The organism is Streptomyces sp. NPDC001902, from assembly GCF_042891295.1.
In the GTDB taxonomy this organism is placed as follows: Bacteria; Actinomycetota; Actinomycetes; order Streptomycetales; family Streptomycetaceae; genus Actinacidiphila.
Window position 1 is genome coordinate 1 of sequence record NZ_JBIATA010000051.1, and the last position, 21,474, is coordinate 21,474.

20 protein-coding genes, 1 rRNA gene, 1 pseudogene and 1 riboswitch are annotated in these 21,474 nt (G+C 71.6%); of the genes and pseudogenes, 15 read left to right on the forward strand and 7 right to left on the reverse strand.

Features of this window, described 5'->3' with window-relative positions:
• The 12 genes and pseudogenes from rrf to ACFYYN_RS42685 form a co-directional block, all read left to right on the forward strand.
• Positions 1-88 (forward strand): 5S ribosomal RNA (gene rrf, locus ACFYYN_RS42630); the annotation flags it as partial.
• 115 nt (positions 89-203) lie between these two features.
• On the forward strand, positions 204-812 hold the full coding sequence (gene clsA / locus ACFYYN_RS42635) for a cardiolipin synthase ClsA (protein ID WP_026250929.1): 609 nt from the start codon (positions 204-206) through the stop codon (positions 810-812).
• A 141-nt stretch (positions 813-953) separates the two neighbouring features.
• The gene (locus ACFYYN_RS42640) at positions 954-3,449 is read left to right on the forward strand and encodes a sugar phosphate nucleotidyltransferase (protein ID WP_500550087.1); all 2,496 of its coding nucleotides are present in this window, start codon (positions 954-956) and stop codon (positions 3,447-3,449) included.
• Between the two features lie 94 nt (positions 3,450-3,543).
• Positions 3,544-4,485, forward strand: a complete 942-nt coding sequence (locus tag ACFYYN_RS42645; RefSeq protein WP_500325242.1) for a DUF881 domain-containing protein — start codon at positions 3,544-3,546, stop codon at positions 4,483-4,485.
• Complete coding sequence (locus ACFYYN_RS42650; protein ID WP_003984969.1) at positions 4,482-4,814, forward strand: small basic family protein; 333 nt, start codon at positions 4,482-4,484, stop codon at positions 4,812-4,814. The genes ACFYYN_RS42645 and ACFYYN_RS42650 overlap by 4 nt, the downstream gene beginning before the upstream one ends.
• 7 nt (positions 4,815-4,821) lie before the next feature.
• The gene (locus tag ACFYYN_RS42655; RefSeq protein ID WP_500550088.1) at positions 4,822-5,796 is read left to right on the forward strand and encodes a DUF881 domain-containing protein; all 975 of its coding nucleotides are present in this window, start codon (positions 4,822-4,824) and stop codon (positions 5,794-5,796) included.
• Between the two features lie 153 nt (positions 5,797-5,949).
• Positions 5,950-6,267 (forward strand): annotated as a pseudogene (locus ACFYYN_RS42660) (zinc ribbon domain-containing protein); the annotation flags it as partial.
• Between the two features lie 15 nt (positions 6,268-6,282).
• Entirely contained in the window at positions 6,283-6,729 is a 447-nt protein-coding gene (locus ACFYYN_RS42665) for an FHA domain-containing protein (protein ID WP_500325261.1), read from the forward strand.
• A gap of 19 nt (positions 6,730-6,748) precedes the next feature.
• Positions 6,749-7,495 (forward strand): transcriptional regulator FtsR, encoded by a 747-nt coding sequence (gene ftsR / locus ACFYYN_RS42670; protein WP_500550089.1) that lies wholly within the window; start codon positions 6,749-6,751, stop codon positions 7,493-7,495.
• Positions 7,496-7,583: 88 nt separating this feature from the next.
• On the forward strand, positions 7,584-8,057 hold the full coding sequence (locus tag ACFYYN_RS42675; RefSeq protein ID WP_018558705.1) for a bifunctional nuclease family protein: 474 nt from the start codon (positions 7,584-7,586) through the stop codon (positions 8,055-8,057).
• A gap of 191 nt (positions 8,058-8,248) precedes the next feature.
• Entirely contained in the window at positions 8,249-8,872 is a 624-nt protein-coding gene (locus ACFYYN_RS42680; RefSeq protein ID WP_499510565.1) for a MerR family transcriptional regulator, read from the forward strand.
• A 93-nt stretch (positions 8,873-8,965) separates the two neighbouring features.
• Positions 8,966-10,417, forward strand: coding sequence for a DNA polymerase IV (locus ACFYYN_RS42685; RefSeq protein ID WP_500550090.1), 1,452 nt, complete (start codon positions 8,966-8,968; stop codon positions 10,415-10,417).
• Here ACFYYN_RS42685 and ACFYYN_RS42690 read toward each other — a convergent pair.
• Complete coding sequence (locus tag ACFYYN_RS42690) at positions 10,330-10,710, reverse strand: PRC-barrel domain-containing protein (protein ID WP_499510563.1); 381 nt, start codon at positions 10,708-10,710, stop codon at positions 10,330-10,332. The two genes, ACFYYN_RS42685 and ACFYYN_RS42690, sit on opposite strands and share 88 nt — an antisense overlap.
• A gap of 101 nt (positions 10,711-10,811) precedes the next feature.
• A riboswitch (glycine riboswitch) is annotated at positions 10,812-10,916 on the forward strand.
• 155 nt (positions 10,917-11,071) lie between these two features.
• Here ACFYYN_RS42690 and gcvP point away from each other — a divergent pair.
• Positions 11,072-13,960: an aminomethyl-transferring glycine dehydrogenase gene (gene gcvP / locus ACFYYN_RS42695; RefSeq protein WP_500550091.1), complete on the forward strand. Its 2,889-nt coding sequence runs from the start codon at positions 11,072-11,074 to the stop codon at positions 13,958-13,960.
• Positions 13,961-14,032: 72 nt separating this feature from the next.
• Here gcvP and ACFYYN_RS42700 read toward each other — a convergent pair whose 3' ends face one another.
• Both ACFYYN_RS42700 and ACFYYN_RS42705 read right to left on the reverse strand, forming a co-directional pair.
• Complete coding sequence (locus ACFYYN_RS42700; RefSeq protein ID WP_319139728.1) at positions 14,033-14,239, reverse strand: DUF5999 family protein; 207 nt, start codon at positions 14,237-14,239, stop codon at positions 14,033-14,035.
• A 249-nt stretch (positions 14,240-14,488) separates the two neighbouring features.
• Positions 14,489-15,079 carry a hypothetical protein gene (locus tag ACFYYN_RS42705; protein ID WP_499510561.1) on the reverse strand — a complete coding sequence of 197 codons (591 nt, stop codon included), beginning with the start codon at positions 15,077-15,079 and terminating at the stop codon, positions 14,489-14,491.
• Positions 15,080-15,637: 558 nt separating this feature from the next.
• Here ACFYYN_RS42705 and ACFYYN_RS42710 point away from each other — a divergent pair.
• Both ACFYYN_RS42710 and ACFYYN_RS42715 read left to right on the forward strand, forming a co-directional pair.
• A complete protein-coding gene (locus tag ACFYYN_RS42710; protein ID WP_500325234.1) occupies positions 15,638-17,134 on the forward strand; it encodes a glutamate-cysteine ligase family protein in 1,497 nt (498 codons plus the stop codon).
• Positions 17,135-17,168: 34 nt separating this feature from the next.
• The gene (locus tag ACFYYN_RS42715; RefSeq protein WP_500550092.1) at positions 17,169-17,996 is read left to right on the forward strand and encodes a CPBP family intramembrane glutamic endopeptidase; all 828 of its coding nucleotides are present in this window, start codon (positions 17,169-17,171) and stop codon (positions 17,994-17,996) included.
• A gap of 7 nt (positions 17,997-18,003) precedes the next feature.
• Here ACFYYN_RS42715 and ACFYYN_RS42720 read toward each other — a convergent pair whose 3' ends face one another.
• The 4 genes from ACFYYN_RS42720 to ACFYYN_RS42735 form a co-directional block, all read right to left on the reverse strand.
• Positions 18,004-18,831 carry a PhzF family phenazine biosynthesis protein gene (locus tag ACFYYN_RS42720; protein WP_500550093.1) on the reverse strand — a complete coding sequence of 276 codons (828 nt, stop codon included), beginning with the start codon at positions 18,829-18,831 and terminating at the stop codon, positions 18,004-18,006.
• 154 nt (positions 18,832-18,985) lie between these two features.
• Positions 18,986-19,471 (reverse strand): hypothetical protein, encoded by a 486-nt coding sequence (locus ACFYYN_RS42725; protein ID WP_500550094.1) that lies wholly within the window; start codon positions 19,469-19,471, stop codon positions 18,986-18,988.
• A 143-nt stretch (positions 19,472-19,614) separates the two neighbouring features.
• The gene (locus tag ACFYYN_RS42730) at positions 19,615-20,208 is read right to left on the reverse strand and encodes a TetR/AcrR family transcriptional regulator (RefSeq protein WP_500550095.1); all 594 of its coding nucleotides are present in this window, start codon (positions 20,206-20,208) and stop codon (positions 19,615-19,617) included.
• A gap of 79 nt (positions 20,209-20,287) precedes the next feature.
• Positions 20,288-21,304 carry an alcohol dehydrogenase catalytic domain-containing protein gene (locus ACFYYN_RS42735; RefSeq protein ID WP_500550096.1) on the reverse strand — a complete coding sequence of 339 codons (1,017 nt, stop codon included), beginning with the start codon at positions 21,302-21,304 and terminating at the stop codon, positions 20,288-20,290.
• Between the last annotated feature and the right edge of the window lie 170 nt (positions 21,305-21,474).

Sequence of the window (21,474 nt, forward strand, 5' to 3'; positions counted from 1 at the left end):
CGGTTACATTCCGAACCCGGAAGCTAAGCCTTTCAGCGCCGATGGTACTGCAGGGGGGACCCTGTGGGAGAGTAGGACGCCGCCGAACAATTATTGAGCCCGTCGCCGGAGCCTCTTCAGAGGCCCGGCGGCGGGCTTTTTCATGCCCTGAGGTAAGGTCGGGTGGAATCATCCGAGCGTACGTTCAAGAGAAGGGGCCCCCGGTGGAGGTCCAGGAGACAAGGGTGCAGACGGATCGCGTCTTCACGATCCCCAACATCCTGAGCATGGCACGGCTGTTGGGCGTGCCCGTATTCCTGTGGCTCATCCTGTGGCCCGAGTTCGGCGGTCCGAAGGTCGACGGCTGGGCACTGCTCGTGCTCGCCCTCAGCGGCGTCAGCGACTACCTGGACGGGAAGCTCGCGCGCCGCTGGAACCAGATCAGCAGCCTCGGCAGGGTGCTGGACCCGGCCGCCGACCGGCTGTACATCGTCTCCACGATCATCGGCCTCACGTGGCGCGGGATCCTACCGTGGTGGCTGACGGCCATCCTGGTGGCCCGGGACGCCGTCATGGGCGTGATGATCCTGGTCATGCGCCGGCACGGCTGGGGTCCGCCGCAGGTCAACTTCATGGGAAAGGCCGCCACCTTCAACCTCATGTACGCCTTCCCGCTGCTGCTGCTGAGCGACGGCGACGGGTGGCTGAACACGCTCGCTGCTATTTTCGGATGGGCGTTCGCAGGATGGGGTACAACGCTGTATTGGTGGGCAGGGATCCTCTACGTGGTCCAGGTCCGCCGACTCGTCAGGGCGGACGCCACGGCCGATTGAGCCCGCGTACCCGGCAGGAGAGCCCTCCGGCCGGGTACCCCGCGCGTGACCGGCGGTCCGGGGGACCGCGACGGTCCGCGTGAGAGAGAGCACGGGTGACGTCGGCAAGACAGTCGTCTCTTTGAGGAGGACGCTTCCGACATGAAGGCCGTCGTGATGGCCGGCGGCGAAGGAACACGCCTTCGCCCGATGACCTCGAGCATGCCCAAGCCGCTGCTGCCGGTCGTGAATCAGCCGATCATGCAGCACGTGCTCAAGCTGCTCAAGCGGCACGGTCTGACCGAGACCGTGGTGACCGTGCAGTTCCTCGCCTCGCTCGTCAAGAACTACTTCGGTGACGGCGAAGAACTCGGCATGGACCTCACCTACGCGAACGAGGAGAAGCCACTCGGCACCGCCGGCAGCGTCAAGAACGCCGAGGACGCCCTCAAGGACGATTCGTTCCTGGTGATCTCCGGTGACGCACTGACCGATTTCGACCTGACCGAGCTGATCAACTTCCACAAGGAGAAGGGCGCGCTGGTCACGGTCTGCCTGACCCGGGTGCCCAACCCCCTGGAGTTCGGGATCACCATCGTCGACGAGGAGGGCAAGGTCGAGCGCTTCCTCGAGAAGCCGACCTGGGGCCAGGTCTTCTCGGACACGGTGAACACCGGCATCTACGTCATGGAGCCGGAGGTCTTCGACTACGTCGAGCCCGACGTCTCGGTGGACTGGTCCGGTGACGTCTTCCCGCAGTTGATGAAGGAAGGCAAGCCCGTCTACGGCTACATCGCCGAGGGCTACTGGGAGGACGTCGGCACCCACGAGAGCTACATCAAGGCGCAGGCCGACGTCCTGGAGGGCAAGGTCGACGTCGACCTGGAGGGCTTCGAGATCTCGCCCGGCGTCTGGGTCGCCGAGGGCGCGGAGGTGCACCCGGACGCGACGCTGCGCGGTCCCCTGTACGTCGGTGACTACGCCAAGGTCGAGGCCGGGGCCGAGCTGCGCGAGCACACGGTGATCGGCTCCAACGTCGTCGTGAAGTCCGGTGCCTTCCTGCACAAGGCCGTCGTCCACGACAACGTCTACATCGGGCCGCAGACCAACCTGCGCGGCTGCGTCATCGGCAAGAACACCGACGTCATGCGCGCGGCGCGGATCGACGACGGGGCGGTCATCGGCGACGAGTGCCTGATCGGCGAGGAGTCGATCATCGCGGGCAACGTCCGGGTGTACCCGTTCAAGACCATCGAGGCCGGCGCCTTCGTGAACACGTCGGTGATCTGGGAGTCCAGGGGCCAGGCGAACCTGTTCGGCGCGCGGGGCGTCTCCGGCATCCTGAACGTGGAGATCACCCCGGAGCTCGCCGTGCGCCTCGCGGGCGCGTACGCGACGACGCTCAAGAAGGGCGCCACCGTCACGACCGCCCGTGACCACTCCCGTGGTGCCCGTGCGCTGAAGCGTGCGGTGATCTCGGCGCTCCAGGCCAGCGCGATCGACGTGCGGGACCTGGAGAACGTGCCGATGCCCGTGGCGCGGCAGCAGACCGCGCGCGGCAGCGCCGGCGGCATCATGATCCGTACGAGTCCGGGCATCCCCGACTCGGTGGACATCATGTTCTTCGACGAACGCGGCGCCGACCTGTCGGCGGCGGGGCAGCGCAAGCTGGACCGCGTGTTCGCGCGCCAGGAGTACCGCCGTGCGTTCCCCGGCGAGATCGGCGACCTGAACTTCCCGGCGAGCGTCTTCGACTCCTACACGGGCGCGCTGCTGCGGGCCGTGGACACCTCGGGCATCGCCGAGGCAGGGCTGAAGGTCGTGGTCGACGCCGCGAACGGCAGCGCGGGACTCGTCCTGCCCAGCCTGCTCGGCCGGCTCGGGGTGGACTCGCTGACGATCAACCCCGGCCTCAACGAGGCCCGGCCCACCGAGACGGCCGACGGCCGGCGTGCGGGCCTGGTCCGGCTCGGGGAGATCGTGGCGTCCTCGCGGGCGGCCTTCGGCGTGCGCTTCGACCCGGTCGGGGAGCGGCTGTCGCTGGTGGACGAGCGCGGCAAGATCATCGAGGACGACCGGGCGCTGCTGGTCATGCTCGACCTGGTCGCCGCCGAGCGGCGCAGCGGCCGGGTGGCGCTCCCCGTGACGACGACCCGCATCGCCGAACAGGTCGCGGCGTACCACGGGACGCAGGTGGACTGGACGACGACCTCGCCCGACGACCTCACCCGGGTCGGCCGGCAGGACACGACCATCTTCGGCGGTGACGGCAAGGGCGGCATCATCATCCCGGAGTTCAGCAGCGTCTTCGACGGCGCCGCGGCCTTCGTGCGGCTGATCGGCCTGGTGGCGCGTACCCAGCTCACCCTGAGCCAGATCGACGCACGCATCCCGCGTGCCCACGTCCTCAAGCGGGACCTGGCGACGCCGTGGGCGGTCAAGGGCCTGGTCATGCGCCGGGTGGTCGAGGAGGCGGGGGACCGCAACGTCGACACCACCGACGGCGTGCGTGTGGTCGAGGCGGACGGCCGCTGGGTGATGGTGCTGCCCGACCCGGCCGAGGCGGTCACGCACCTGTGGGCGGAGGGGCCGGACGACGCCTCCGCGCAGGCACTGCTCGACGAGTGGTCGTCGATCGTGGACAGCGCCGGCCGCTGATCCCGCTCCGGCACCGGCTCACGGGCCCCTCCCGACGCGACGAACGGCGCGTCGGGAGGGGCCCGTTCGAGGTCGGTGGCACGGACATGCGACGATGTGCGGCATGTCGCAGCAGCACCCCGATCGGAGCAGCGCCCCTGGGAGGGCCGTGACCCGGCGCCCGGACGCCTCCATGTCGCTGCTGACGAACGTCATGGAGCACAGTCTCGACGACGGGTACGCCGAGGCCGCCGCCCGCCGGGGCGCCACGGGCACGTCCCGTCTGCCCGCAACGCTGCGGGGCCGGCTGGTGCTCGCACTGGGCCTGGTGCTGGCCGGCGTCGTGGTCACCATAGGCGCGGCGCAGACGCAGGTGGCCGCCCCGACGCTGGCCAAGGAACGGCAGAAGCTCATCGACCGCATCGAGTCCGAGACCCGTACCGCCGACGAGCTGCAGAAGAGCGTGGACGGGCTGCGCGACGAGGTGGCGGCCAAGCAGCGTCAGGCGCTCAACGACCGCGACGGTGACGCGGAGCGCGTGGCGCTCCTGGCCGGGGCGACGCCGGTCACGGGGCCGGGCATCGAGCTGGAGGTCAACGACGCCAAGGAGGCCTCGTCGGGCGGCGGTGGCGATCCGCGTACGACCAGTGACTTCTCCGACACCGGCCGGGTGCGCGACCGGGACATGCAGCGCGTCGTCAACGGCCTGTGGGCAGCGGGGGCGGAGGCCATCTCCATCAACGGGCAGCGGTTGACGTCGTTGTCGGCCATCCGTGCCGCGGGTGACGCCATACTGGTCGACAACCGGCCGCTGGTTCCGCCCTACACGATCCTGGCGATCGGGGACCCGCAGAAGCTGAGCACGTCCTTCCAGGACGGTGCGGACGGGCAGTACCTGCACGTCCTGCAGGAGAACTACGGGATCCGCGCACGCATCTCCGAGAAGGAGAAGCTGGAACTGCCCGCGGCTCCGAGCCTGATCATCCGCTCCGCGACCCCGGTCCCGTCGGCCGGGCCGTCGTCGAGCGCATCCGGAAATGGGAAGGGTACGAATTGATCGCCGTACTGGGCCTGATCGTTGGAGTGGTGGTGGGCCTGGTGGTCCGCCCCGTCGTGCCGACGGTGGTCGAGCCCTACCTCCCGATCGCCGTGGTCGCCGCGCTCGACGCCGTCTTCGGCGGTCTGCGGGCCATGCTCGACGGGATCTTCGACGACAAGGTCTTCGTGGTCTCCTTCCTGTCCAACGTCGTCGTGGCCGCGCTGATCGTCTTCCTGGGCGACAAGCTGGGGGTGGGTGCGCAGCTCTCCACGGGTGTGGTCGTCGTCCTCGGCATCCGCATCTTCTCCAACGCCGCGGCGATCCGCCGCCATGTCTTCCGGGCGTGACAGCACGATGAGTGACGAGAACGACCAGACGCCGGAACGGCCGGAGGCGCCGCGGCCCGCGGAGCCCTCCCGGCCGGAACGGCCGCGTCCCGAGCTGCCAGCCGGGGCCGAGCCGCCGGCGCGGGAGCGGCCCGCTGCGCGCCCGGAGCTGCCCGCGGCCGGACCGGTGCCGGCCGCCGGGCCGTCGGATGCGGGGCAATCCGCGCCCGGTCGGCAGCAGCCGCCGCAGGAATCGGGGGATGGGCGGGGAACGGCGTCCGGCGTGAGCGGCCGGCAACGCCTCAAGGCGGGACTGTGGCCGCCGCGGGTGTCCCGGGCGCAGTTGATCGTCGCGCTGCTGCTGTTCGTCCTCGGTCTGGGCCTGGCCATCCAGGTCCGCTCGACCAGCGACACCAGCGCGCTGCGCGGTGCCCGCCAGGAGGATCTGGTGCGCATCCTGGACGAGCTGGACAACCGCTCGCAGCGGCTCGGCGACGAGCGGCGGCGCCTCGAGGAGCAGCGCACCGAGCTGGAGAACAGCTCGGACCAGGCCGAGGAGGCCCGCAAGCAGACCGAGCAGAAGGCGGAGCAGCTCGGGGTGCTGGCCGGCACGGTCGCCGTCGAGGGACCCGGCATCACGTTGACGATCAACGACCCCCAGGACGCCGTCGAGGCCGACATGCTGCTCGACGCGCTGCAGGAGCTGCGCGCCGCGGGAGCGGAGGCGATCCAGATCAACGACGTGCGGGTCGTCGCCGACACCTACTTCATCCAGGGGTCGGGCGGTGTGCAGATCGACGGGCACAAGGTCAGCGCGCCCTACCGCTTCAAGGTCATCGGTAATCCACAGGATCTTGAACCCGCCCTGAACATCCCGGGCGGCGTGGTACAGACTTTGGAGAAGGAGCAGGCCACAGCGGATGTGACGCGATCGGAGAAGATCGTTGTCGACGCCTTGCGGCCGTCGGAGCAGCCTGACTACGCTCAGTCGTCGACCCGGTGAGGCGGGGGCGAGTGGGGTTTGCGGGGGAGGGCAGGAGAATGCGGGGGGTCGCCGCACCGCTGGGGTGGTGCGTGAGGGAAACTATGTGTCGGTCGTGACTGAGGGTTCGTCCTGCCCCACGGGCGGGTCTGTGTCGTTCAAGGGGAATCGCCCGTGAAGTTGTTCGGTAAGTGGTTCGGCAAGAGTTCGCGTCAGGCTGGTGACAGCCCCACGGCGCGTCACCGCGCCCCGCGGCACGCGCAGGATGAGGGACCGGGCGAGGAGCGCCCGCTGTTCCGTGACGGGACCGCTGCTCCGGGCGGTGACATTTCGGGCGCTCATGGTGCGGTTTCTGTTGACCCTGCGGCTGCGGGGCGCATAGGTTTCCAGCAACCATCAGCCTCTAGCACGGGTGGAGGGTCCTTGCCGGTCTGTACGCGGTGCGGGTTCCAGAACGCGGAAGCGAGCCGCTTCTGCTCCAACTGTGGCGCGCCGCTGCGTGCCGCGGTGCCGTCCGAGCGTGCCTCCGAGACGACGTCCACGATCTCCATCTCCGGGATCGAGGCGTACGAGGCCGAGGCGACGGGACAGACCGTGCTGCCGGCGCTGTCCCCGGAGGCCCAGGCCGCGGTCGACGCGCTGCCGCCGGGCTCCGCGCTGCTGGTGGTACGCCGTGGTCCGAACTCGGGGAGCCGCTTCCTCCTGGACGGCGAACTGACGACGGCCGGCCGTCACCCGGAGAGCGACATCTTCCTGGACGACGTCACCGTCTCGCGGCGTCACGTGGAGTTCCGGCGCGCTCAGGACGGTTCCTTCACGGTCTCCGACGTCGGCAGCCTCAACGGCACCTACGTCAACCGCGAGCGGATCGACTCGGTGACCCTGTCCAGTGGCGACGAGGTGCAGATCGGCAAGTACCGACTGGTCTTCTACGCGAGCCAGTGGGGCGCCTGACCCCCGCGAGGGAAGGTTCATGCTTCGTACACCGTCGGGCGGTGCCGGCAACGGCACCGCCACCGCGGACGACCGGCTGCTGAGCATCGGCGCGGTGCTCAACGAGTTGCGGGAGGAGTTCCCCGAGGTCACCATCTCCAAGATCCGCTTCCTGGAGGCGGAGGGGCTGGTGGAGCCGCAACGCACGCCCTCCGGGTACCGGAAGTTCACCGTCCGGGACGTGGAACGGCTCGGGCACGTGCTGCGCATGCAGCGGGACCACTATCTTCCGTTGAAAGTGATCCGCGAGCACCTCGACGCCCTCGACCGCGGCGAACCGCTGCCGCTGCCCGTCCCGTCCTCCGGGGAGTCCCGGGAGCTGATCGATGTCGGCGCGGTGGAGCGGGAGGCACCCGCGGCACTGCGCATCGGCAGGGACGAGCTGCTGGCCGCCACGGGGGCCGAAGCGGGCGAGCTCGCCCAGTGGGAGGCGTACGGACTGGTGGAGGCCGGTCCTGACGGTGACTACGACGCCGAAACGGTGAACATCGCCAAGATCGTGGCCGATCTGGGCCGCTTCGGGCTCGAACCGCGCCATCTGCGGGCGGTCAAGGCGGCCGCCGATCGTGAGGCCGGTCTGGTGGAGCAGGTGGTCGCGCCCCTGCGCAGGCACCGCAATCCGCAGACCAGGACGCACGCGGAGGCCACCGCGCGGGAGCTGGCGGCGCTGTCCGTGCGGCTGCACGCGGCGCTGGTGCAGTCCGCGCTGAGGGTGCGGCTCTTCTGAGCGACATTGGCCAGGACACGCCCGGTCGGTGACCGGCCGGGCCCGTCCCGACTACCCAAACCTGCCGGGCACGGCCTAGGGTTGCTGTGTGAACGAGCTCGACGTCGTGGGTGTCCGGGTCGAAATGCCCTCCAACCAGCCGATTGTGCTCCTGCGGGAAGTGGGAGGCGACCGCTACCTGCCCATCTGGATCGGGCCGGGGGAGGCCACCGCCATCGCTTTCGCGCAGCAGGGCATGACGCCCGCGCGGCCGCTGACCCATGATCTGTTCAAGGACGTGCTCGAGGCCGTCGGTCAGACGCTGACCGAGGTCCGGATCACCGACCTGCGTGACGGCGTCTTCTACGCCGAGCTGGTGTTCGCCAGTGGCGTCGAGGTGAGCGCCCGTCCCTCGGATGCCATAGCGCTCGCGCTGCGCACCGGAACCCCCATCTACGGTAGCGACGGGGTGCTGGACGACGCCGGCATCGCCATTCCCGACGAGCAGGAGGACGAGGTCGAGAAGTTCCGCGAGTTCCTCGACCAGATCTCGCCGGAGGACTTCGGAACCAGCAGTCAATAGGGCCCGCGAAGGCCATTCGTCCAGACCTACCCCCACCATGGACACGGGAAACCACCTCTGGGGTTGATATCACTCGGCGTGCCGAGCGTGGCGATCGTTGACGCACCCGGAGTGACTGCCTACCGTCGAGGAGGAAAGTCCCGATGGCACGTGCGCGTGCCCTGAGGGGTGCGAAGGGACGGGAGGTCGGCGTGAGAAGCACCGGCGACGGTACGGCCTTTGGCGGCCCGTATCCGATGCGCGGGGCCTTGGCCCGCAACGCCGCGACGCCCCCCGGAGGGGGTTCGGGCGACACCTCGGGACAGCAGCCGGAGGGGGCCGGTGAACGGGTCGGCTACCGCGGGCCCACCGCCTGCGCGGCGACCGGCATCACGTATCGCCAGCTGGACTACTGGGCGCGTACCGGGCTCGTGGAGCCCAGCATCCGCCCCGCGTACGGCTCGGGGACGCAGCGGCTGTACAGCTTCCGGGACGTCGTGGTCCTCAAGATCGTCAAGCGGCTCCTCGACACGGGGGTGTCCCTGCAGAACATCCGCACCGCCGTGCAGCACCTGCGGTCGAGCGCGCCAGCCGAACTCACCCGCATGACGCTGATGAGCGACGGCGCGACGGTGTACGAGTGCACCTCCCCGGACGAGGTCGTCGACCTCCTCCAGGGCGGTCAGGGGATCTTCGGGATCGCCGTGGGCGTGGTGTGGCGGGACGTCGAGGGCGCCCTGTCGCAGCTGCACTCCGAGCGCGTCGACACCGGGGAGACCGTGGTCGGCCACAATCCGGGCGACGAGCTGGCCCGGCGCCGCAACCGCGCGGGCTGAACCGGGCCGAACCGCCCGGATCGGACCGCGGCCCACCCGTCCGCCGTACAGACGTACGGCGGATGTCGGACCCGTGGGGCACCATCGGTGACTGTGAGAAGCGCGCCGACCATCCTCCACCTGGACATGGACGCGTTCTTCGCCGCCGTCGAGCAGGCCGCGAAGCCGAGTCTGCGGGGGAAGCCGGTCGTCGTGGGGGGCCTCGGGCCGCGCGGCGTGGTCGCGACCGCCTCGTACGAGGCCCGGGTGCACGGGGTGCACTCGGCCATGGCGATGGCCCACGCGCGCCGGCTGTGCCCGAACGCGGCGTACCTCGTGCCGCGCTTCGCCGTCTACCGGCAGATCAGCGACATCGTCATGGAACTGCTGTCACGGCTGTCGCCGCTGGTCGAGCCGCTCAGCCTCGACGAGGCCTTCGTGGACCTGGAGGCGGGCGGGATCGCGGACGACCCGCGCGCGGTGGGGGAGCGGCTGCGGGCGGACATCCGGGCGGCCACCGGGGTCACCGGCTCGGTGGGGCTCGCGGGCTCCAAGCTGCTCGCCAAGATCGCCTCGGAGCAGGCCAAGCCCGACGGGCTGGTCGTCATCGAGCCCGGCACCGAGCGCGAGCTGCTGGCCCCCATGCAGGTGCGTACGCTGCCGGGCGTCGGGCCCGCGACGGCGGAGCACCTGAGGCGGGCGGGCATCCTCACGGTCGGCGAGGTCGTGGAGGCGGGGGAGGCCGAGCTGGTGCGGCTGCTCGGCAAGGCGCACGGCGCCCATGTGCACGGGATGGCCCTGGGGATCGACGAGCGGCCCGTGGTCGCCGACCGCGAGAGCAAGTCGGTCTCGGTCGAGGACACCTTCGACGTTGACCTCACCGACCGCGTCCGGGTCCGGCTCGAGGTGGACCGGCTGGCCGACCGCTGCGTGCGCAGGCTGCGCACGGCGGGCCGCTCGGGCCGCACGGTGGTGCTGAAGGTGCGGCGGTACGACTTCACGACGCTGACCCGATCGGAGACCCTGCGCGCCCCGACCGACGACCTCGCGGTGGTGCGGGAGACCGCGGCGCGGCTGCTGGAGGCCGTCGAGATCACCGGCGGCGTACGCCTGCTCGGGGTCGGTGTCGCGGGGCTCGCGGACTTCACGCAGGAGGACCTGTTCGCCCAGGCGGCCGAACGGGAGGAGGAGGCGGGCGAGGGGTCCGCCCCGTCCGAGGGGGCTGACGAGCGGCCCGTGGAGGAAGCCCGGGAGCCGGAGCCGGCGGAGCGGCGCTGGGTGCCGGGCCAGGACGTGCGGCACACCGAGCACGGCGCGGGGTGGGTACAGGGCAGCGGGGTCGGGAGGGTCACCGTCCGCTTCGAGGAGCCGGGCTCGCCGGCGCCGGGGCGGGTGCGCACCTTCGCGGTGACCGACCCGGAACTCGAGCCGTCCGAACCGCTCCCGCTGGTGTTACCGGGCCTGCGGGGGCTCCCGCGTCAGGCGTCGCCGGCCAGCTTGCCGAAGTCGTGGTCCGGCGGGGGCTCCGGCACCGGGCCGGACAGCGAAGGCCCGCTCATGCCGTAGTGGTGGTAGAGCTGCAGCTCCTGCTCGGGGGAGAGGTGCCGGCCCACGCCGAAGTCCGGGGCGTCCTTGATCAGTGCCTTGTCGAACGGCACGCGCAGCTCCTCCCCGGTGAACTCGCTCGGTTCCAGCGGCACGAAGGCGTCGCGGCTGAACAGGCCGGTGCGCACCGCGGCCCACTCGGGCTCTCCGGTGGCGTCGTCGAGGTACACCTCGTCGACCGTGCCGATCTTCATCCCGTTGCGGTCGAAGGCCCTGCGCCCGATGAGGCTGCGCGGATCGATACCGGTCTGCACGGTCCCTCCAACTGGTCGCGATTAATCCTATTTAGGCACGAAAGGTGGCGGCTGTCACATGACCCGTCCCCGGACCGCGCTGGTACGCTGACAGCGGCTGCTGACCCCTTGCGGGAGAGTCCTGGCGACGCGGGGAACCGTCCGCCGGGCGCCGAAGGAGCAAACCCTCCCCGGAATCTCTCAGGCATCCGTACCGCATGGGTGAGGTCACTCTGGAAAGCAGGAAGGGCGGCACACCGCGTGCGCGGCCGCTTCCTCACCGACGGTGAAAGCCGTCCCGGCACCTGCGGGACGGTGAAGCTCTCAGGTTCAGATGACAGAGGGGGAGGCCGTGTCGCGTCAGACCAGGAGGCCTCCGCAGATGACCGCCAACCGCATCCCACTCTCCGAGCTGGAGCGCGGCATCCCCTTCGAGCAGCGCCACATCGGGCCCGACGCCGGTGCGCAGGCCAAGATGCTCGCGCAGGTCGGCTACGGCTCGCTGGACGAGCTGACCGCCGCCGCCGTGCCGGACACCATCAAGAGCGCCGAGGCGCTCGGTCTGTCCGACGCCCGCACCGAGCCCGAGGTCCTCGCCGAGCTGCGCTCGCTCGCCGACCGCAACCAGGTGCTGCGCCCCATGATCGGCCTCGGCTACTACGGCACCTTCACCCCGCCGGTCATCCTGCGCAACGTCATGGAGAACCCCGCCTGGTACACGGCGTACACGCCCTACCAGCCGGAGATCTCCCAGGGCCGCCTGGAGGCCCTGCTGAACTTCCAGACGGTCGTCGCCGACCTCACCGGGCTGTCCACCTCCGGCGCCTCGCTGCTCGACGAGAGCACCGCGGCCGCCGAGGCCATGGCCCTGGCCCGCCGGGTCGGCAAGGTCAAGGACGGCGTCTTCCTGATCGACGCCGACACCTTCCCGCAGACCGTCGCCGTGATCGAGACCCGCGCCGAGCCGACCGGCGTCGAGGTCGTCGTCGCCGACCTCAGCGAGGGCATCCCGGCGGAGATCGCCGAGCGCGGCGTCTTCGGCGTGCTGCTGCAGTACCCGGGCGCCTCCGGTGCCGTGCGCGACCTCAAGCCGCTCGTGGAGCAGGCGCACGGGCTCGGCGCGATCGTCACCGTCGCCGCCGACCTGCTGGCCCTGACCGTGCTCACCTCCCCCGGCGAGCTCGGCGCGGACATCGCGGTCGGCACCACCCAGCGCTTCGGTGTGCCCATGGGCTTCGGCGGCCCGCACGCCGGTTACATGGCCGTCCGTGACGCGTACGCCCGCAGCCTCCCGGGCCGCCTGGTCGGCGTCTCCGTCGACGCCGACGGCGACAGGGCCTACCGTCTGGCCCTGCAGACCCGCGAGCAGCACATCCGCCGCGAGAAGGCCACCAGCAACATCTGCACCGCGCAGGTGCTGCTCGCCGTCATGGCCGGCATGTACGCGGTCTACCACGGCCCGGAGGGCCTGGCGCAGATCGCCCGCCGCACCCACCGCTACGCCTCGGTCCTCGCCGCGGGCCTGCGCGCCGGCGGTGTCGAGGTGACCACCGGAGCCTTCTTCGACACCGTCACCGCCCGCGTGCCCGGCCGTGCCGCCGAGGTCGTGGCCGCCGCCCGCGAGGCCGGGGTGAACCTGCGCCAGGTCGACGCCGACCTGGTCGGCATCGCCTGCGACGAGACCACCGGCCGCGCCGACCTCGCCGCGGTCTGGGACGCCTTCGGCGTCACCGGCGCCGACGTCGAGGCCCTGGACGCGACCACCGGGGACGCGCTGCCCGCCGGTCTGACCCGCGGCGTGGACTACCTGACCCACCCGGTCTTCCACCAGCACCGCTCCGAGACCGCGATGCTGCGCTACCTGCGCCGCCTCGCCGACCGCGACTACGCGCTGGACCGCGGCATGATCCCGCTGGGCTCCTGCACCATGAAGCTCAACGCGACCACCGAGATGGAGCCGGTCACCTGGCCCGAGTTCGGCGCGCTCCACCCCTTCGCGCCGGCCGACCAGGCCGAGGGCTACCTGACGCTCATCCGTGAGCTGGAGGAGCGCCTCGCCGAGGTCACCGGCTACGACAAGGTCAGCCTCCAGCCGAACGCCGGTTCCCAGGGTGAGCTCGCCGGCCTGCTGGCCGTCCGCGCATACCACCGCGCCAACGGTGACGCCCAGCGCACCGTGTGCCTCATCCCGTCCTCCGCGCACGGCACCAACGCCGCCAGCGCCGTGATGGCCGGCATGAGGGTCGTCGTCGTGAAGACCGCGGGCGACGGCGAGGTCGACGTCGAGGACCTGCGCGCCAAGATCGAGCAGTACCGCGACGAGCTCGCCGTGCTCATGGTCACCTACCCCTCCACGCACGGCGTCTTCGAGGAGCACATCGGCGACATCTGCGCCGCGGTGCACGACGCGGGCGGCCAGGTCTACGTGGACGGCGCGAACCTCAACGCCCTGGTGGGCCTGGCGAAGCCCGGCCACTTCGGCGGCGACGTGTCGCACCTGAACCTGCACAAGACCTTCTGCATCCCGCACGGCGGCGGCGGCCCCGGCGTCGGTCCGGTCGCGGTCCGCGCCCACCTCGCCCCGTACCTGCCGAACCACCCGCTCCAGCCGTCCGCCGGCCCGGAGACGGGCGTCGGCCCGATCTCGGCCGCCCCCTGGGGCTCGGCCGGCATCCTGCCGATCTCCTGGGCGTACGTACGGCTCATGGGCGGCGAGGGCCTCAAGCGCGCCACCCAGGTGGCGGTGCTCAGCGCGAACTACGTGGCCAAGCGCCTGGAGCCGCACTTCCCGGTGCTCTACACGGGTCCCGGCGGTCTCGTCGCGCACGAGTGCATCATCGACCTGCGCCCGCTGACCAAGGAGACGGGCGTGACGGTCGACGACGTCGCCAAGCGCCTGATCGACTACGGCTTCCACGCGCCGACGATGTCGTTCCCGGTGGCCGGGACGCTGATGATCGAGCCGACGGAGAGCGAGGACCTCGCGGAGCTGGACCGCTTCTGCGACACGATGATCGCGATCCGCGCCGAGATCGAGCGGGTCGGCTCGGGGGAGTGGCCCGCGCAGGACAACCCGCTGCGCAACGCCCCGCACACGGCGGCGGCGCTGGGCGGCGACTGGGAGCACCCGTACTCCCGTGAGGAGGCGGTCTTCCCGTCCGGCGTGTCGGCCGCGGACAAGTACTGGCCGCCGGTCCGCCGCATCGACGGCGCCTTCGGCGACCGCAATTTGGTCTGCTCCTGCCCCCCGCTGGACGAGTACGACGCGTAAGGGCGCCTGACGCGCTCAAGGGTCGGCCCCGCTGCTCCAGCGGGGTCGGCCCTGTGTCGTTCCCGGCCCGGGTCAGGCCGCCGTGACGATGTGCTCGCTGCCGAGCGGGCGGTGCGGGGCGATGATCTGCCCGTCGGGGAGGAGCTCACCGGTGTCCTCGAAGAGCAGGACGCCGTTGCACAGCAGGCTCCAGCCCTGCTCGGGGTGGCTGGCCATGATGTGGGCGGCCTCGCGGTCGGGGCTGCCGGCGGACGGACAATGCGGCTGGTGCGGGCACATGGACGACGTCTTTCGCTGCGAGTGGTGTGAAGTACGGCTGCCTTGGGTAGGAACCTCAGTCATGCCGCTCCCCCGTTCAGTCGGTCGGTCCCAGTGTTGCTCTACTGAGGGATTTCCGCAGGGATTTCGCGTGAGCTGTCCTCGTTAGTTGGGGACGCATTCACTCTCGCGGGCGGTTGCCCGGACAATGCAACGCCTCCGTGACCGGGCGGTCACGGAGGCGTGTGCGGGTCGCCCCAGCCGGGAGCCTCAGGCGGTGGTGCCGAGCAGGGGTGGCGGAGCCAGCCGCAGGGTGAGCACCGGCACCAGGTCGGAGAGCCGGTGCATGCGGTGCGCGGCGATCCCCGGCGGGGCCGGCGCCAGCGGGATCAGCAGGTCGGAAGGGGCCGGCTGGGCCGTGCCCGCGTCCGCTGTGACGTCCCCGTGCAGCCACAGCGTCAGCATGTAGAGCCCCGGTACCGAGAGCAGGTGCGGCTGGTAGGGGGTGGTGAGCGCGTCGGCCTGGCGCAGCGCGCGCTCGGTGGAGGCCAGGTAGGGGCCCTCGCAGAAGTGCGAGAACGCCCAGCCGTCCGGGGTGTCCACGGTCTCGCCCGCGGCGGCCACCTTGTCGCCGGTACGGATGTGGAAGCGCCAGCCGGTCAGTCGCGCCCGAGGCAGTCCTCCCGGTTCGGTGATCACGGGGTCGAGGACGTGCAGGGGGAGCGGATGCTCGGCGACCAGGGGCCCCGTGGCGTTGCGCAGTGAGGGGGTGCGGGCCTCACGGACGGCGGTGGGGGAGCTCAGGGCGGCGAGAACGCTCCGCAGGGCGGGAGCGGGGGCTGGGGCTACCTGCAGCGGCATGGTGGGCGGCCTCTCATGAGGAGACACGGGGGGTGTTCGGCGGGGCGCGGACAGCACTGTCAGCGATGGAGCAGACGAAGCGGCGGCAGGCCGGGACAGCCCGGATCCGCGGGGCGCGCGGGGGCGGCGGCGTACGGAATCAGCGTGGGCATGCGGATCCCTTCCCGTGGCCGGATGCGTCGCGGGCGCGCGGCGGGTCGCGGAGGCTCTGCCTGTGAACGAAGGATATACGAGGAGTGTTCGCGCAGTGTTTCATCTAGCCGTCAGTGATATTACGGGCAAGGCGCTTCCAGGTCACCCGGGGAAGGTAATAGCTCCCCAATTGCGCCGTCGCCCACGCCGTGAACTGCGCTTTCCGCGCTACTGCGGATGGCTGAATCTCGTCGGTGTTTTTCACGACACTGGCGCCGACGGCATGTGAATTCCGTCCATGCCCGCGGAATGTGCCGCAAGACGGTGCTCGTGGCCAGCTTAGCGGCTCAGCGCAGGCGCCGGGGGCCTTATCGATCTCAGGGCTGGGCATGATGTGATCACGGCCCACTCGAGGAAGGACCTCCGATGGGGGAAAAGGTCGCGGCCACGGGGTTCGACCTGGCCGACCGCCAGCGCTACCGCAGGAAGCTGAAGCAGTGCCTGCTGGGGTTGGAGCGACTGCTGGAGGAGAAGCGATTCGACCGCCCCCGCAATCTGATGGGGCTGGAGATCGAACTCAATCTCACCGACCGCGACGGGCTGCCGCGCATGATGAACGAGGAGGTCCTCGAGCGCATCGCGAGCCGTGATTTCCAGACCGAGCTCGCACAGTTCAACATTGAAGTGAACATCGCCCCGCACCGGCTTTCCGGCCGGGTCCTGGACCGGCTCGCAGAAGAGTTGCGCATGGGCCTGGGATATGCCGAGGGAAAGGCCCGCGAGGTCGGCGCCCGCATCGTGATGGTGGGAATCCTGCCCACCCTCGGCGCGCAGGACCTGGTCGGCGCCAACCTCTCCCGCGTCGACCGCTACATGCTGCTCAACGACCGCATCCTCGCCGCCCGCGGCGAGGACATCACCCTGGACATCTCGGGGGTGGAGCGGCTGACCTGCGTCTCCGGCTCGATCGCCCCGGAGGCCGCGTGCACCTCGATGCAGATGCACCTGCAGGTCACCCCCGCGCGGTTCGCCGCGGTGTGGAACGCAGCGCAGGTGGTGGCCGGCCCACAGGTCGCGCTCGGCGCCAACTCGCCCTTCCTGTTCGGCCGTGAGCTGTGGCGGGAGACCCGCCCCACGCTGTTCCAGCAGGCCACCGACACCCGCCCCGAGGAGCACCGGGCCCAGGGCGTGCGCCCGCTGACCTGGTTCGGCGAGCGCTGGATCGACTCCGCGTACGACCTCTTCGCCGAGAATGTGCGCTACTTCCCCTCCCTGCTGCCCATATGTGAGGACGAGGACCCGCTGCACGTGCTGGACGAGGGCGGGGTGCCGCAGCTGAAGGAACTCACCCTGCACAACGGCACGATCTACCGGTGGAACCGCCCGGTGTACGCGGTCGTCGACGGCGTGCCGCACCTGCGGGTGGAGAACCGCGTGATGCCCGCCGGGCCCACCGTCGCCGACGTGCTCGCCAACACCGCCTTCTACTACGGGCTCGTCCGCTCCCTCGCCGAGGCGTCGCGCCCGGTGTGGAGCAGGCTGCCGTTCGCCGCCGCCGCGGCGAACTTCGACGCCGCGTGCCGGTACGGCATCGACGCGGTGTTCACCTGGCCCCGGCCGGGACGCGGCAACGGCCTCGTGGAGATCGGGGCCGTCGAACTCGTCCTGGACGAACTGCTCCCGATGGCGGCCGCCGGACTGGACGCGTGGGGCATCGACCCGGTGGACCGGGACCACTACCTCGGCATCATCGAGGGCCGCTGCCGCAAGCGCACGAACGGCGCCGAGTGGCAGGCCGTCGCCTTCCACCAGGAGCTGGACCGCGGACTGGACCGGCAGCGGGCGCTGGCCGCGATGACCCTGCGCTACTGCGAGCTGATGCACACCGGCGCCCCCGTGCACGAGTGGCCCCTGGAACGCTGAGCCGCCGCCCGTGCCGCCCCGCCGATGAGGCAGGATGGCGCGGGTGGAGGCATCTGTGGACAGGAACGCGGCGGAGCCGGGCGGGTCCGGGGCCGGGTCGGTGGAGCGGCTCGGCCCGCGCGCGCTGCGCAGCGAGACCCTGCTGGTGCTCGCGCTGTCGCTCGGGGCGAGCGCGCTCGCGGCGCTGATCAGCTTCATCGGTTCGCTGACCAAGCCCGGCGGGCTCAAGGACCAGGCGGCGACCCTCGTCGGCTCGCAGGCGCCGGGCCGTCCGTGGCTGGACCTGGCCTGGCAGCTGTTCGGTGTCGCCACCGCGCTCGTCCCGGTCGCGCTCGTCGCCCACCTGCTGGCCCGCGAGGGCACGGGCATGCCGGCCATCGGCTTCGACTTGCGCCGCCCGCGGACCGACCTGCTGCGCGGCGCCGCGGTGGCTGCGGCCATCGGCGGCACCGGGCTGCTGTTCTACCTGGGCGCGCGCGCCTCCGGGTTCAACCTGACGGTCGTGCCGGAGTCGCTGCCCGACGTCTGGTGGAAGATCCCCGTGCTGACCGCCTCCGCGGTCCAGAACGCGGTGCTCGAGGAGGTCGTCGTCGTCGGCTACCTGCTGCGCAGACTGGGCCAGTTGGGCTGGACACCGGTCGGTGCGCTGGTGGCCAGCAGCGTGCTGCGCGGTTCGTACCACCTCTACCAGGGCATCGGCGGGCTCATCGGGAACATGGCGATGGGCGTCGTCTTCGTTCTGCTCTACCGGCGCTGGGGCCGCGTGGGGCCGCTGGTGGCGGCCCACGCGCTGATCGACATCGTGGCCTTCGTGGGCTACGCGCTGCTCGCCGGGAAGGTCGGCTGGCTGCCGACCGCGTGAGGCCCCTCTACGGGTGGGCGTGCAGCTCGCCGTCGATCACGGTGACGGCACGGCCGCTGAGCCGCACGCGGTCACCGCGCAGCACCGTCCGCACCAGACCCGAACGCGCCGAGGCCTGCAACCCGGTGAGCTCGTCGCGGCCCAGACGCCGCGACCAGAACGGCGCCAGGGCGGTGTGGGCGCTGCCGGTCACCGGGTCCTCCTCGATGCCGACGGCGGGGAAGAAGCCGCGCGAGACGAAGTCGTAGCCGGTCGTCGCCGGGGACTCGGCGGCGGCCGTGACGATGAGCCCGCGCTTGGACGGCAGCGCGGCGACGGCGGCGACATCGGGGGTGAGCGCCCGCACGGTCTTCTCGTCGACGACCTCCACCAGCAGGTCGCCCACGTCGTCGCCGGTCTCGTGCACCGACAGCACGTCGGCGCCGATCGCGGCGCCGATGTCGTCGGTGACGACGACCGAGGTCAGCGGGGCTACGGGGAAGTCCATGGTGATGGTGCCGTCGTCGTCGGCCGTCGTCGTGAGGATGCCGCAGCGGGCGCCGAACCGTACCGGACCGCGGGCGGCGCCCGTGCTGTGCAGGATGTGCGCGGTGGCGAGGGTGGCGTGCCCGCACATGTTCACCTCGGCCTTGGGGGTGAACCAGCGCAGGGCCCAGTCCGCGTCCTGGGCGCCCGGCGTGGGGTGGGCGAAGGCGGTCTCGGAGAGGTTGACCTCGGCGGCCACCCGCTGGAGCCAGCCGTCGTCGGGGAAGGCGTCGGCGTCCAGCAGCAGGACGCCCGCGGGATTGCCGGCGAAGGGGCGGTCGGTGAAGGCGTCGACGATACGAATCCGCATGCCCGCGAGCGTACGGAGGCCCGGGCGCCACCGGCCAGGGCCAATCGAGGGGTTGTGGCCCGAGCCATGGGTGCCGCAGTCGCTCCCGCGCCCCAACCGGCGCCGGACCCTGCCCACTTGAGGGGCGCGAAGTCCGTGCGGGCCGGGTTCCCCGTCAGGCGGGCGGAGCCTCGTCGCCGGGCAGCGTGCGGACCAGGGCGCCGTGCGCGTCGAGCACGGCCCGGCACTGCGCGCGTTCCGGGTGATCGCCGTCCGGCCCCCGGAGGAGCACCGCGCGCTCGTTCCCCGGGTGGACGGGCCGGGCGAGTCCGGCCGCGACGGCGACGAGGTCGACCAGCGCGGACCGCCCCGGGACCTCCGGGTCCGCGGCAAGACGGATCACGAACGGCAGGGCGGCACCCATCGCGGCGCCCATCCGCACGACACCGTCCATCAGGACGTCGGTGAGCACCCGCGCGGCCTCGGGGGCGGCACTTCCGTCGAGCAGCGCGTGGAGGACGGCCGGAGTCCGCCGGGGCAGCCGGGGCAGCCGGCCCACGGCACTTCGGCGCAGGAACCGGGCCACCATGGCCTCCTTGGCCGCGGTGGCGATCACGCCCATGGTCGTCCGCCCTCCGGCCACGTCGCGCGGGGTCACCATTGTGACCTGGCCGCACCGGGTGCGGGGCGTCGAGGGCGACGGGCAGCGGGTGCGCGGCCGTGATCTCGAGGGGCTGGACGGCACTCCGGTCGTCCACGGGAAGCCGGTGCCCGGTCGCCGTGGGGCGTCCGGGCACCGGTGGGTCATGCCGCCGGGGGCGGCGGCGGTGCGAGCAGCGTTCCGAAGACCGTTTCGAAGAAGTCGTCGAAGGCCTCGCCCGAGCGGCCGGAACGCGCGGCGATCAGCGTGCCCTCCCAGGTGTTGAGGATGAACCGCGCCGTCCGCTCGGTGTCGAGGTCCGCCCGCAGCTCGCCGGCCTGCTGTGCCTCGGCGAGCGCGCCGGAGATCGACGAGGCCCACTGGCCGAGGGACGCACGGACCCCCGCGCGGATCGTCTCGCTGTGGTCGGCGATCTCGGCGCCGAAGTTGCCGATCATGCAGCCCCGGGTGAAGTCCGCGTCCACGGTCTCGTCGCGCAGGAACTCGAAGTGCGCGCGCAGCCGCGCCAGCGGCGCGGTGCCGGGTTCCGCCAGTTCGTGCGTCCGCCGGCCCGCGCCGTAGCGGTCGAGCGCGACGAGGGCCAGCGACTCCTTGCTGTCGAAGTGGTTGTAGAACGACCCCTTCGGAACGCCGGCCGCGTCCGTGATGTCCTTCACCCCTGCGGCGTTGTACCCCTTCGCGTGGAACTGTGCGACCGCCGCGTCGACGATCGCCTCGCGCATGCTCTGCCGGGCCATGGTGCCACCTCCGCACCGCAATATGGCCAGTCGTCTCTGATCTGTCAAAAATACACCCGGCAGGGCACGGCCCGCCGGGTCAGGCCGCCGCGTCCAGGACCACCCGGAAGCGGGCCTTGCCGGACATCATGCGCTCGTAGGCCTCGGGCGCCCGCGACAGGGGCATCGTCTCGACCATCGGGCGGATGCCGGAGCGCGAGCTGAACTCGAGGTTGTCCTCGTTCTCGATCGCGGAGCCGGTCAGGCTCCCGCTGATGGTGCGCGAACCGAGGACGAGGTCGGTCGTGGCGACGGAGACCGGGTCCATGGAGACGCCGACCACGACCATGTGCCCGCGCGGGGCGAGTCCGGGGACCAGCGGCGTCATCGACGTGCCGTTCGCCGCGGTGGCGACGATGGCGTCCGCGCCGCCCAGCTTGCGCAGCTCGGCTCCGGGGTCCTGCGCCGCGCTGTCGATGTAGTGGCTCGCGCCGAGTTCGAGGGCGAGCTTCTCCTTCTCCTGGCCGCGGGCGATGGCCGCGACGCGGTAGCCGAGCCGGGCGGCGTACTGGAGGCCCAGGTGGCCGAGGCCGCCGATGCCCTGGACCGCGACGAGCGCGCCGGGGCGGACGTCCAGCCGGCGCAGGGCGCTGAAGGTCGTGAGTCCGGCGCACAGCAGCGGGGCGGCGAGGGTGGGGGAGAGCTCGTCCGGCACCCGGACCAGGCCGCTGCTGCGGGTGACGAGGACCTCGGCGTAACCGCCGTCGGTGGTGGTGCCGGTCTGCGGCTGGTCGGTGCAGTTGACGAAGTCCCCGCGTCGGCAGGACGTGCACTCGCCGCAGTGACCGCCCAGGAAGCCGACGCCCACCCGGTCGCCGACGCGCCAGGCGCTCACGCCCTCGCCGACGGCGTCGATGACGCCGACGACCTCGTGGCCGGGGACGACCGGCTGCGACGGGTCGGCCCGCAGACCCTCCACGGCGAGCGCGTCGGAGTGGCAGACGCCGCAGGTCTCCACCCTCAGCCGCACGTGCCCCGCGGGCGGGGCGACGACCTCGCGGGTGACGAGCTCGAAGTTGCGGGCGCCTGTGACCTCGAATGCGCGGTACGTGGACATGGTTCTCCTCGACGGGTCGACCGGTGGGGTGGGGGGTGGCGGGGTGCGGGGGCCCCCCCGCGGGGGGCGCCCCCCGGGGCGCCGGGGGGGGGGGCGGCCCCCGGCCCCCCCCCCCCGGGCGGGGGGGGGCGGGGCCCCCCACAAAAAAACAGGGGGGCAAACCTCCGACA

Excerpts from the sequence above, each read along its gene's own strand:
- ACFYYN_RS42640 (WP_500550087.1), top strand. The coding sequence starts at position 954 with ATGAAGGCCGTCGTGATGGCCGGCGGCGAAGGAACACGCCTTCGCCCG.
- ACFYYN_RS42645 (WP_500325242.1), top strand. The coding sequence starts at position 3,544 with ATGTGCGGCATGTCGCAGCAGCACCCCGATCGGAGCAGCGCCCCTGGG.
- ACFYYN_RS42655 (WP_500550088.1), top strand. The coding sequence starts at position 4,822 with ATGAGTGACGAGAACGACCAGACGCCGGAACGGCCGGAGGCGCCGCGG.
- ftsR (WP_500550089.1), top strand. The coding sequence starts at position 6,749 with ATGCTTCGTACACCGTCGGGCGGTGCCGGCAACGGCACCGCCACCGCG.
- gcvP (WP_500550091.1), top strand. The coding sequence starts at position 11,072 with ATGACCGCCAACCGCATCCCACTCTCCGAGCTGGAGCGCGGCATCCCC.
- ACFYYN_RS42700 (WP_319139728.1), bottom strand. The coding sequence starts at position 14,239 with ATGTGCCCGCACCAGCCGCATTGTCCGTCCGCCGGCAGCCCCGACCGC.
- ACFYYN_RS42705 (WP_499510561.1), bottom strand. The coding sequence starts at position 15,079 with ATGCCGCTGCAGGTAGCCCCAGCCCCCGCTCCCGCCCTGCGGAGCGTT.
- ACFYYN_RS42710 (WP_500325234.1), top strand. The coding sequence starts at position 15,638 with ATGGGGGAAAAGGTCGCGGCCACGGGGTTCGACCTGGCCGACCGCCAG.
- ACFYYN_RS42715 (WP_500550092.1), top strand. The coding sequence starts at position 17,169 with ATGGCGCGGGTGGAGGCATCTGTGGACAGGAACGCGGCGGAGCCGGGC.
- ACFYYN_RS42720 (WP_500550093.1), bottom strand. The coding sequence starts at position 18,831 with ATGCGGATTCGTATCGTCGACGCCTTCACCGACCGCCCCTTCGCCGGC.
- ACFYYN_RS42725 (WP_500550094.1), bottom strand. The coding sequence starts at position 19,471 with ATGGTGACCCCGCGCGACGTGGCCGGAGGGCGGACGACCATGGGCGTG.
- ACFYYN_RS42730 (WP_500550095.1), bottom strand. The coding sequence starts at position 20,208 with ATGGCCCGGCAGAGCATGCGCGAGGCGATCGTCGACGCGGCGGTCGCA.
- ACFYYN_RS42735 (WP_500550096.1), bottom strand. The coding sequence starts at position 21,304 with ATGTCCACGTACCGCGCATTCGAGGTCACAGGCGCCCGCAACTTCGAG.